6 protein-coding genes are annotated in these 12191 nt (G+C 52.3%); 3 read left to right on the top strand and 3 right to left on the bottom strand.

Annotated elements, in window-relative coordinates; all coding sequences use genetic code 11:
- Positions 1-436: 436 nt before the first annotated feature.
- The 3 genes from KUF73_RS12625 (at position 437) to KUF73_RS12615 (ending at position 6605) form a co-directional block, all read left to right on the top strand.
- Positions 437-2467: a hypothetical protein gene (locus tag KUF73_RS12625; protein ID WP_218438371.1), complete on the top strand. Its 2031-nt coding sequence runs from the start codon at positions 437-439 to the stop codon at positions 2465-2467.
- Between the two features lie 231 nt (positions 2468-2698).
- Entirely contained in the window at positions 2699-4918 is a 2220-nt protein-coding gene (locus KUF73_RS12620; protein ID WP_218438370.1) for an autotransporter outer membrane beta-barrel domain-containing protein, read from the top strand.
- Between the two features lie 208 nt (positions 4919-5126).
- Positions 5127-6605, top strand: coding sequence for a hypothetical protein (locus KUF73_RS12615; protein WP_218438369.1), 1479 nt, complete (start codon positions 5127-5129; stop codon positions 6603-6605).
- A 77-nt stretch (positions 6606-6682) separates the two neighbouring features.
- Here the strand turns inward: KUF73_RS12615 and KUF73_RS12610 are convergent, their stop codons facing one another.
- From KUF73_RS12610 to lapD, 3 genes are all read right to left on the bottom strand, one after another.
- Entirely contained in the window at positions 6683-8290 is a 1608-nt protein-coding gene (locus KUF73_RS12610) for a hypothetical protein (protein ID WP_218438368.1), read from the bottom strand.
- A 139-nt stretch (positions 8291-8429) separates the two neighbouring features.
- Complete coding sequence (locus KUF73_RS12605) at positions 8430-10073, bottom strand: hypothetical protein (RefSeq protein ID WP_218438367.1); 1644 nt, start codon at positions 10071-10073, stop codon at positions 8430-8432.
- 156 nt (positions 10074-10229) lie between these two features.
- Positions 10230-12170, bottom strand: coding sequence for a cyclic di-GMP receptor LapD (gene lapD / locus KUF73_RS12600; RefSeq protein WP_218438366.1), 1941 nt, complete (start codon positions 12168-12170; stop codon positions 10230-10232).
- Between the last annotated feature and the right edge of the window lie 21 nt (positions 12171-12191).

Here is a 12191-nt window from a genome sequence, read left to right as displayed (position 1 = left end):
AAACTGAGACGCAAAAACCCGCCATCCCTATGGAAGGAATGGCGGGTTTTTTATCGCCCGTAATCTGAACGCTCTGTAGGAGCTGTCGAGTGAAACGAGGCCGCGATCTGTTGATCTTGTCTTTAAAAAGCAAAATCAAAAGATCGCAGCCTCGTTTCACTCGACAGCTCCTACACGATACGTGTGGTTGAACTGCGCTCGTTTGCGCATTAGTCGGCTGCCTGGCATTTCGAAAATAAACCCGAGCGACCTGTCAACTTTGACAGTTACGCGTCCTGCGCAAAAGGTGCTTAATCCGGACATGGCTCCAGCGGCAATGCGCCTTCCGGACGGTGCGTTGATCCCGCCCCGGCAGTGCTCATGCCTGCCGCCACAGCCTCTCGTGGCCATCGCAGTACTCATGGCAAAAACTGATCCGTGATGGAGAGCAACAGACATGACAGCCGTGGATAAAAACCGTCAGTCAGCGCTGGCGCGGGAAGAATATCGAAGGGTGCGGATTCAACGTGCGCAGGAACTGCTGGTCCTCAAACCCTCGGTCATTGATGCTGTTCTCGATGCTGAAGGTCGTCTGGACGGTCCCAAGATCAAGCAGTTCGGGATGAAGTTGAACATTCCGTTATGGGATAACTATGCCGAGTATCCCGGCGATGGCACCTTTCCTCCCGATGAAGATACGCTGGAGTTGTTCATGGCTCCCGGGCACACACCTGATGAGGCCGACTTCGTCAGCGTTCTAGGTCCATTAATATTCACGGGGGGCTTTGCAGCGAGTTATACGGGCGACTTCATTGTCCCGTTAAGCGCATTGCTACCTGAGGGCCCGTGGTCTTTCAAATACAAGTTGATAATCTATACAGGGCAACCAGATGAAAGCAGTCCGGTCGCGCTAATCAGTGATATCACCAAACCGTACGAACATACGTCCCCACCCGAACCGCCGCCCATGGAGTTCGCGGTTGCGGACAAATGGATAACCGACGCCAATGTCGGTGCAATATCCGGCACCATTCCGGTTTATGTAGGCGGGGACCAGGCCCCCGGTGACACAGTCGTGTACTGGTATGCCAAAGCGCCTTTGCCGGAAGATCCCGCAACACTTCCTCCCGTTTCCGGCCCGATAACAATTGGTGCTGACCGCAAAGTACCTTTTCCAAGGGACTACATCATTGCAAACGGAGATGGCGAGTTTTACATCATCTATGTGCTGTTCGACAGTCATAAGAATCGCAGCAATTTATCGGGGTACACCAAGCTCGACGTGACGTTGGGGGCTCTGCCGACTAATTTGCAGAAACCCAAGGTGCCTGTCGCGGCCGATGGTGCGGTGATCGATCAGGAAACTGCCGCCGGGCCGGTGTTGGTAGAAATCGACAGGTATGACGGGTGGAAAGCGGGAGATATGGTTCATGCCTCCTGGGGCGGTGTCCCGCTGGAGCCCTACAGGGTTGGCACCGAGCAGCCCATTCTTATTCTGATTGATGTTCCCGCCAGCACCATGAAGGCCGAGTATGGGAATGTCTCTGCCGGTGAGAAAGATGTTGTGGTCGGCTACAGCGTCAAGCGTGGCGAAGTGGTGTTTGGCCCGAGTGCAGACATTTTCAAAACCAATTTTTCGCTCATTGGGCCTCCTCGTCCGGACCCCGACCCGGATTGGCCTGACTCGCCAAACCCTGCCTTGTTGGAAGGGGTAGTGACCGGTAAGTCGGGTGTCGGTGGGGACGATGAGTTGGTAAGAGATGATGAAGGGGAGAGCGCCACATTCACTTTTAACCTCTATACCCCTGTTACAGCGGGTGAAACGATCGAGTTCTTCTGGAACGGTGAGCTGGTAACAGAAGCGACATTCACGATAACAACGGAATCGGCCGGTGCGGAAGTCTTTGTCTTCATTCCATGGTCTTACATTTTCGCCGCCGGAAAGGGTCGGATACCCGTTCATTACACTATTGGTGGGCCCAACGTCCCCGTTGCCAACAGACAGAAGTCGAAGGTCACTACTGTCGTTGTCGACGCCATTTCGGTGAACCCTGTAGCTCCAAAATTCAAGGCGCTCGATACAGATCCGCCAGCGCGATTTCTCATATGTGATCATCTGGATGGGCCGGACCATGCTCTTGTAGTCACAGTTCCGGATCTGTCCTCGTATGACATTATCGACGGTGAAGTTACGTTGCGTTGGACCCCCTACTCGGGACGCTTCGGAACGACGCCGATCTCGTCGGCAATCAAGACAGAGACAATTACGTTGGGAGACGCGGGGTTCCCTGCTACGGGGTTCGAATGGCGGATTGAGCCCTACAGCACGCACATTGCACCAACTTACGACCCGGCAGACGAAAGAGAGGCCAATGCCGTGGTGACATACTCTTTCGAGATGGTTGGTGAAACAGGCCCCATCACATCTCTGGAGGCAAAGTCTTGGATTGCCATGTTTGATGGTAGCGGCGCTTGTCCGATACCCTGAGGTGAAACTGAAGATGAAACTGACAGAAAGCACTCAGAGGCGTAAGCCTCTGGGTGTTTCTGCGCGCCTGGCTTGTCCATGGTTGCCTTCAGATAAGTCCTACATACCTTACCCAATCACCCCGATATTCTCCCCGCCTTTGTCAGTCTTGGCCGATTTCCCTGTGCGATTTTTCCGTGCGATATCCGCCGAATTTGAAACCTGATTTTCAGTTCAAGGGTGTTTTTCACTATGTCGATCCCGAACGCATTGAGCCTCAATCCCATCACGATCACGCTGAAGTTCATCAGTGTGGCACCGCTGCTTTTACTCGCCCAACAAGCCTTGGCCGCAAACATCCCGGTGGATAACCGCATCGAAGATATCAACGCGGCGACGCCACTTAACAGCTACTCACTGTTCAATTCGGCCACCTTGAACGCAACGTCCGCTTCCACCGAGCAAATCAGTGCTGCTTCGGGCTCTACTGTCAATCTCAACGGCAGTGTCGTCACAGCCACCGGCACGAACGTTGGTTTAACGCTGGTTGACAGTAAGGGCGTCATCAATAACAGCGTTATCAACGGCACCACGACCGCGATAAGCCTGGGCGCCACACCAAGTGGTGCCGGCTCAGAGGCCACAGTCGAAAACAACAGCATTATCCGCGGTGGTGCACGGGGCGCGCTGGTCGGTAACGGCAGCACCCTCAATCTGCGCAACAGCACAGTGCAAGGCACCGATGCCAATGGTGTTGGTCTGGTGATGTTCGACAGTACCTTGTCGGCGACTGCTGGCAGCACTGTTGTGGGTGGTCAGAACGGTATTATGGTACGCGACGATCCCACTCAACCCCGCGGTAGCACGCTGAACCTTGATAACACTCATGTCGTGGGGTTGAACGGATCAGCGATTGTCATTCAAGGCATCGGTACCGACGCACCGCAGGCCGATATCAATGTAAGCAACGGCTCAACCCTCAGGGGCGGGAACGGCACCCTGCTGGACGTCAGGGGCGGCAATGCTTTAGTCAATGTCAACGTCAGCGACAGTAACACCCATCTGGTGGGCGATATCGTGGTGCAGGCCGGTAATACAGCCAATGTCACGCTGCAGAACGCCTCGACATTGACCGGTCGCCTGGAGAATGTCAGCCGCCTGTCCGTGAACAGTAATGCGACATGGATAATGGTCGGCGATGGTGACGTTGCCAACCTGTCAATGGCTGGCGGCAAGATCCAGTTCGGCAGCCCGACTGACTTCTACAAGCTCAACGTAGGAAATCTGTCCGGTAACGGCACTTTTATCATGGATGTGAATTTCGCCACCGGCCAGGTCGACACCCTCAACGTTATTGGTACCGCCACCGGCAGCCACACGGTGGCAATGAGCAGCAGTGGTGCCGACCCTGTCGGTCTCGACACTATCCCTGTCGTCCACATTGCCAGTGGCGACGCCACCTTCTCGTTGCTCAATGGCCCGGTTGAGCTGGGTGCTTTTTCCTACGACTTGATCAAGCAAGGCAACAACGACTGGGTCCTGAATACGGCTTCACGCGTCATCAGCCCGGGCACACAGTCGATTTTGGCGTTGTTCAACACCGCACCTACCATCTGGTATGGCGAACTGAGCACTTTGCGCACGCGCATGGGTGAAGTGCGCATGGACGAAGGCAAGGCGGGTGGCTGGATTCGAGCGTATGGCAACAAGTTCGATGTCAGTGCCAGCTCCGGCGTGGGTTATCAGCAAACCCAGCAGGGCTTTTCGTTTGGTGCCGATGCGCCATTGCCAGTCGGCAGCGGCCATTGGCTGGTGGGTTTGCTGGGTGGTTACAGCAAGTCCGACCTCGACCTGAGTCATGGCTCGACCGGCAACGTCGACAGCTACTATCTGGGTGCCTACACCACGTGGCTGGATGACAAAGGCTACTATTTTGATGGTGTGCTTAAGTTCAACCGCTTCAAGAACGAGTCAAAGGTGCTGCTGAGTGACGGCAAACAAACCAAGGGTAGCTACAACAACAACGGTGTCGGTGCGTCGCTGGAGTTTGGCCGCCACATCAAACTGGACAATGAATACTTTGTTGAACCATTCGCCCAACTGGCAGGCCTGATCGTTCAGGGTCAGGATTATGACCTGGACAACGGTCTTTCAGCGGACGGTGATCGTACCCGATCCTTGCTCGGCAAGCTGGGCGCAACGGTCGGGCGAAATTTTTTGCTGGATGATGGCAAGCAGCTGCAGCCTTATTTTCGTGCGGCCTATGTTCATGAGTTCGCCAACAACAACGAAGTTCAGGTCAACAACAACCGGTTCAACAATGATCTATCGGGTTCCCGAGGTGAATTGGGGCTGGGTGTCGCCATGACATTGACCGATAAGGTCTCAGTGCACGCTGATTTCGACTACAGCAATGGTGACAAGATCGAACAACCCTGGGGCGCTAACATCGGCGTTCGTTACAACTGGTAAAGCAGCGATAGCAGTACCTGTTCGCTTCAGTATTGGCACAAATGAAAAACGTACAGGCACCGGGTGCTTGTACGTTTTTTGGTCTGGTCAACCTGTTATTTATGACAGTATACGAACGTCAAAAACTGAGCGTAAATGGACACTTCCTACATTCGGGTGAGCGCAGGCAAGTTGCTGATTTTGCCCTTGATTGCTGGAGGTGGTTGCTGTGTCCCAGCCTTTTGACGAATTCGCTCTGCTCCCGAAACCTTTTAATGACGACATCCTTGATGACATCAATGGCGGGCAAACAGGACTGTTACCCAGTAGTGCCTTGGGCAAGGAGCTCAAGATTGAGTTTGATATGTGGCCCATTTCCAATCCGTCACCCGAAGAGTTGGAGAAAGTGGTGCTCCATTGGGATGGCGCCAGCACACCCATCGGTTCTAAATCCTGGACCGCACCGGTCCCCGCTTCCGATCTCTTCATCATGGTGCCAATCAGGTACCTGGACGATGGCGAACACACGGTTCAATACACGGTAACGATATATACCGGTCAAACGGTGGAGTCGGAGGTGCTCACGCTCACCATCGATTCCAAAGCGCCGGTGCTTAACCTTGTCGGTAATAAATTGATCTTTCCAGCAGAGGTCATCGAAGCAGGTGTCACAACCCACTATCTGGAAACCCATGACGACCAGGTTGAAACCACGGTCCCGACTTACGCCACCCAGTCGCCGGGAGACGTCATTATAGGAAAGTGGGAGGATCCGCTCGATGGGGCTTCACAGCAAATCAACAGCGAACCGCTGACCAGCGCCAATTACACCCAGCCAGTGGTGCTGACATTGACCGGTGACCTGATCCGCAACATGGGCGAAGGGTTGCGCCACGTGACCTATGTTGTGATGGACCGTGCGGGTAATCCGAGTGGCGAGTCGACGCGGCAACCCGTAGAAGCCGCCCTGAAACCCTTGCCGTCTCCAGTGCCATTACCTGCTCCGACAGTGCCGCTGGCAGACATCGATGGCGTGATTGATCGTCGAGATGCCATTTACCCCGTGCAGGTCAGAATACATAAACTCGACAACTCGTTGCCCGAGGATCGAGTGATTGTGACCGTCGGGACGACCGAACTTGAACCGCATTACCTCGGCTCCCAACCGGCATTCCCAGTGGCTATCGATGTGCCATGGTTAGCACTCAAAAATCAGTATGACTTCATAACAGGAGGCGAACAGGATCTGAACGTCAGTTATAAATTGATGCGTCGATCGCTTTCCTTTCTGGCTGAAAACGCGCCGCCTGTAAGGTTCAACTTATCGAAAATCGGCCCGGAAAATCCCGATGAACCCGACCCGCTCAACCCCAATCTGCCCAAAGTCCTGGTATGCGGAGCTGTTTCAGAACTTGAGAACAAGTTGATCGTCGACGACTACGAGCAGGATGCAAACATTACCCTGGAACTCTACCAGCCAGCAAAAAAAGGCGAAAAAATTCGGGTCTATTGGATGAGAACAGCCGTCAGGCCTTACATCGTATCGGGGGAGGAACCTCCTGGGGGCGACATCAAAATAAAGGTGCCCTGGATTATTGTGCGGGATACGGGAAATCACCCTGCGATACGGGTTTATTACGAAATTTATGATGACCAGAACCCTAATGCCGAGCGCTCGCCAGTGACGTTGGTTGATGTGCTGATTTAATTGAATGAGTTGGTGTTTGTAGTGTTTTTACCTGCCTGTGAGTTGCACAGGCAGGTAGTCCGCGTAAGTGATGGTGGTTAAACTTTGATCAAGCAAATGTCATCAATGTCATAAATATTGCCTTCAAAAGGGTTGGCGAGGTTGATGATTTGGAATCGAATGTTCGTCTGCGGGACATAGAGTGAATAGGAGAAATCGGTCCACTCCATGCTTGTTAATGTGAATGTCTCTTTCGATTCCCCGGTGCTTAATTGAATGGAAAAATTAGGCGCGTGACTTTTTAGATCAACTCTGCGCATGGGGACGACAAGTTTGTATAAGGCGCCGATTGATAATCCAGCGAAGTGTTTATATAAAATCGTACTGTCGCCATGTGCAGTCGATACGGTAGTGCGGGCAAAGTAATGATTGTCCTCGTTAATAATGCTTGTGGAGTTTCCAGGGCCAAACGGGTTTGCTACCCATTTGTCCCAGTTGTTGGCGCTAAATGTGGTTCTGCTGACAAAGTCAGTAATAAGTTTCGGTGCCAGTATTTTGAATTTCGTGGCATCGTTCACTGCTACGCTTCCGTCACGCGTGATATCAAGAGTGAAGCTTAATGGACTGTGGTTAGCGAGCGATTTAAGGACGTCCGGATCCAGTGTCGCGGAAAGACCATCACGGGCTTCCTCAGCGGTTAATGAGTGGCCCGACAGTAACGGATAATCGAGATGATCGTGATTAGCGGTCAACCAAACTTTTTGCCCTGGTGAAGCGCCCCAGGATTCTACGCTGAACTTGATTCCTTCCGACCCGATAGTATTTAGAAAAAGCAGATTAGTCTGGATATGACTAATAGTCGGTATGGGCAGCTCCTCCATGATCAAGGTGATGTCGTCCATGTCAAACGTAAACAGATTATGCTCTTCTTTAGGTATGGAAATGCGGATTTGAGTGTTGGTTGATGCAATGCTCGCAATGTACGCAGATGCCCACCAGAATCCGGTGTTCGCCGCCATATATTTTATGGGGCCGTCGCCCGTGCTCACGCCCAGGGCCCCAGCACCAAGAACTCTCTTGTTGCATATGTAAATTGTGTAAGCCAGACGGGGCAGAAGTGCGGAAAAATCTTTATAAAGAATTGTCTTTTCGATTTTTGAATTGGCTTCGGTTCGGTCATACCTCAGTACATCGTTTGATTCATTATGCTGAAAAGTTAACTCCTGGGCGGTTACATCTGTACCAAAACTCCAGTCGTTCAGGCTGCCGGTAAAGTTTGTTTGGTCGAAAAATTTTTTAATCAGGCTGATTGAGTTTGGTGGAAATTTTGTTGCCTCTTCTTCACGTTGACTGCCATTAAGTGACACTTTAAAACCAATACTGATCACCGAGGAATGAGCAAAGTGCTCTAACTGCTGCTGAGTAATGTTTCTGGATAGGCCGTTTATAGCTTCGTCTGGGGTCAAAGGTTCGGCTGAATATATCGAAAGAATTGATACGCCGTTCTCGGATGCTCCTGTTAAGTTTAGCCAAAACCGTTGTCCTGGCGCGATTTCTGCCCAAGGCGCAACGGTCAATGTGGCTCCACGCGAATCCAGTTTTGAGAGACATAACAAACTTCTGGGGGCCTCCATGATATGTGGTTGAGGTAAGGCCGAAAACGGCAAAGATTCGCTGTTATCACCTGATGTGTACTCGTCGTTCATGGCGTCAACTCCAATGGCTGAACTTAAACGGAAAGATAGGGCCTTTCCATTGGACACCCGAGGTGAACGCCGTTGCTACTGTCAGAAATAACAGATCCACGAGTCTTTCGATCAGCGGTAAGAGGAACGCAACTGACGCCTATTGTCCGGGCGCACTGTCACTGTCACTCTCAGTTTTTAGGTCGACTTTGATCAAACATATATCATCGATGTCATAAGCGCTGCCTCCGGAGGGAGTGTCAAGGCTAATGATGTCGAATCGAATGCTGGCTTGGGGGACGTAAAGTGAATAGGCGAAATCGGACCATTCCATGCTTGTTAGCGTAAATACCTCTTTTGATTCAGCAGTGCTCAGTTGAATTGAAAAACTGGGTGCGTGACTATTCAGGTCTACTCTGCGCATAGGCACTATAAGCTTATATAAGGAACCAGTGGCTAAACCGGAAAATGTTTTGTTTAGAATTATGGTGTCACCATGTGCCGCGGACTCTGTAGTGCGCACGAAATCGTGAGAGCCTTCGGTTTTAATGTTTATATTAAAAATCGGGTCGCTTGATTTATCCCACCTGTCCCAATTGTCCGCACTAAATGTGGATCTGCTGATAAAGTCAGTTATGAGTTTTGGCTCCAGTACTTTGAATTTTGTGGCGTCGTTTTCCGCAACGCTTCCATCACGAGTGATGTCAAGGATGAAAGTTAACGGAGTGTAATTTGAAAGTGATAGTAAATCTTTTGGGTGCAGTACGACCGAAATCCCCTCGCGGGCTTCATCTTCAGTCAATGAATGACTGACAAGTAAAGGGTAGCTGACCTTGTCGTGATACGCAGTCAACCACACTTTCTGTCCGGGTAGCGCTCCCCAAGGTGCGATCCGGTACAGAAGGCCTTCAGCGCCTATGGTATTAAGGAATAGTAAATTGGTTTGGACATGGCTAATAGTAGGGATTGGCAAATCCTCCATGACCAGAATGATATCGTCCATGTCATAAACATATTCATACTCATCTCGAGCCTGTGGAGACAAGCGAATTTGAGTATTCGCCGATTTTATACTGACTGGGTACTTTAAGGGGAACCAATATGGGGCGGCTAGAGAGTAATATTCGCTTGCTTGGCTGTCAGTGTTTACAGCGAGTCCCCCAGCCAAATGAAAATTTTTCATGCAGATGTAAAGATAATATTTTCGATTGGGAAGTAGTCCGGTAAAGTTTTTATACAGAATTGTCTTTTCAGTTGTAATTGTGGCTTTGGCACGGTCGTATCTTAATACCAAGTCGGAATCGACTTCTATGCGATACAATTCTTCGCTGACTACATCTGCGCCTTTCTCCCAGTGATTAAGGCCGCTGGTGAAGTTTGTATAGTCAAATATTTTTTTTGTGAGATAAGTTCTTCCTAGTGGAAATAGTGTTGCGTTATTTTCATTGTCGCTTCCGTTGAACGTCACTTTAAAGTAGATGTAGAAGTGCTCTGAAAAATAATCAAGTTGCTGTTCGGTGATTTTTATGGAGAGTCCATCGGTAACCTCAGTTGAAGTCAGTGGTTCTCCGGAGCAAATTGAAAGGCTCGTCGTATTACCCGTGACATTATTTCCTGTTATTTTCAGCCAGAATCGTTGTCCTGGTGTGATTCCATCCCAAGGCTCAACCTTGATCGTGGCACCAAGCGAACCTTGTTCTGATAAAAACAACATATGTTTCGGTGCTTCGGCGACGTACGGTGTGGGGAATGCCGTGCTCGGGTTGTTTTCGTCAGTATCGTTCGAGGTTTGCTCAGCGTTCATGGCGTCAACTCCTGGGGCGAGTTTCAACAGAGAAGTGGGAACCTCTCCATTGGACACCTTGGACAAACTGCCTTGCTACTGACAGAAATAACAGGTTGGCGATGGTTTCCGATCAGCGGATGGGCTTACAGGAATCAACGCACCTGACAAAAGAAATCACATCGGCTCCGGCGGCCCGATCAAACGTCCCATCAACCCAAACACGCCCAGTTCCTTAATCGTATCCAACTCCCCTTGGGACTCGACCATTTCGGCAATTAACGGCAAATCAATACTATTGGTGGCCCTGAAAATCGCCTCGATAAACAACCGTTTATCCCGCAGTTCATCAATTCGCCGAATATATGCACCATCTATTTTCAAGTAGGCCAGACCCAGTTGTGTGAGGTTGCCGATCTGGCTGAAGCTGCCGCCAAAGTGCTGGAGGCCGATGCGGTAACCGGTTTTGAGCAGGCTATGGCTCAGACGCTGGAGTTCGTCCGCTGGCGGTAATTGTCGTTCATCGATTTCCAGGGTCAGCAACGGTGCCAGTTCCGGCAATGATTCAAGCGTTTCGAGGATCAATTGCAGTTGCGCCTTATCGCGCAGGGTGCTGCCGGACACACTCAGCGCCAGGGGCCAACGATTGGCGGCGAGGTATTCGAGGGTGGCTTCGAGCATCGCCAGGTCGAACCGTGCTGACCATCCCAGGCGTTCGATCCACGGCAGGAAGTGTGCGGCGGCAATTGCCTCACCCTGCGGGTCGAGCAGGCGTGCGAGGACTTTGTGATGCAGCACTTGGCTGGTGTCGGCACACTGCACCACTGGCTGAAAGTACAGCAACAGTTTGCCTTGGGTCAGGGCGTCGTCGATCCAGTTGTGCCAATCGTGTTGATGCTGATTCGGTGCTGCCTCGTTTTGGCTCAGTAGCAGCCAGGGTTGTTCAGGGCGTTGTCGGGCTTGGGTCAGCGCGTGATCCAGGCGCAGCAGCACGTCGCTGACCGGTTCGCCGGGATGGTAGGCGACGACGCCCAAATGGGCGACCGGCATGCAATCGCTCGCGCCGGTCTGGCGCAGGTTTTCCAGGGTGGCGCTGATCTCGGCGGCCAGACGCGCCGCGTCCTCGGCGTCAAGGCCCGGCGTCAGCAGGCTGAATTCGCCACCGCGATTACGTGCCGCCAGCCAGGTGCGTCGCTCTGGCAGTTGGGTCAGACGCTTGAGCAGTTCGCCTACCGCACTGATCAACGCATCCGTACGTTGCCCGCCAAGGCGTTGGTTGAGCCCGGCCAGGTCGTTGATCTGTAACATCAGCAAATGGCCTTCGCAGTTTTGCTCGTCCACCAGCAAATGGTCAGCCAGTTGCTCATCCAGCAAACGGCGGTTGGCCAGCCCGGTCAGGCTGTCCTGGTAGGCGTCGTTGCGCAGCTTCTCACTGCGCTCGACCTCTTCGGCGAACAACGCTTTCAGTTTCTCGACCATCTGGTTCATTGCCAGCACCACGCGTTTCAATTCCGGGGTGCGTGGCAGTTTCGGCAGGCTCAGGAACTCGCGTTTGCTGATGGCTTCGGCCTGTTTGACCAAGGTGTCGAGCGGGCGAAATTGCCGACGCAACAGCCAGCCACCGAACACCGCGCTAAGCAGTCCACACACCAGCAGCCAGAGCAGGCTGCCGAGGGTGCTGTCCCAGAGTTTGGCCAGGGCGAACTGCGGATTGCTCAGTACTTCGACCCGCGCGGCTTGCTCCCAGCCGCGCATGACCAGTGCGTCGCCGCCTTCATGACGCAAATTGACCAGGCTGACAAACCAGGTAGGCACACCGTCGATTCGCCCTGTTGCGCGACGCTCTACCAGCACCTGCTGATCCTTGACGTCGATGATGCGGATGCTGCTGAAATAGCCACTGTCGAAAATCGAACTGACCATCAACTCCATCATCGCCGGGTCATTGATTTGCGCTGTCAGCGACAAACCCAACGCGGTGGCCGCGTCCTGGGCATGGGAGCGAAGCTGGCCGAGTGTCTGTTCGCGAGAGCTTTCCAGACTGACAAAAAAACTGCCGCTGAACGCCACCAGGAGGAACAGGCAAATGGCGAGAAACAATTGGTTGCGCAGTTTCATGGAACGCTCCTTGCCATGGTC

The organism is Pseudomonas sp. PD9R (assembly GCF_019200975.1).
Lineage (GTDB): Bacteria > Pseudomonadota > Gammaproteobacteria > Pseudomonadales > Pseudomonadaceae > Aquipseudomonas.
This window is presented reverse-complemented; position numbering and strand designations above follow the sequence as displayed.

What these genes read in the sequence shown, in the direction of transcription:
- KUF73_RS12625 (WP_218438371.1), top strand. Translation starts at nt 437, where the DNA reads ATGACAGCCGTGGATAAAAACCGTCAGTCAGCGCTGGCGCGGGAAGAA.
- lapD (WP_218438366.1), bottom strand. Translation starts at nt 12,170, where the DNA reads ATGAAACTGCGCAACCAATTGTTTCTCGCCATTTGCCTGTTCCTCCTG.
- KUF73_RS12605 (WP_218438367.1), bottom strand. Translation starts at nt 10,073, where the DNA reads ATGAACGCTGAGCAAACCTCGAACGATACTGACGAAAACAACCCGAGC.
- KUF73_RS12620 (WP_218438370.1), top strand. Translation starts at nt 2,699, where the DNA reads ATGTCGATCCCGAACGCATTGAGCCTCAATCCCATCACGATCACGCTG.
- KUF73_RS12610 (WP_218438368.1), bottom strand. Translation starts at nt 8,290, where the DNA reads ATGAACGACGAGTACACATCAGGTGATAACAGCGAATCTTTGCCGTTT.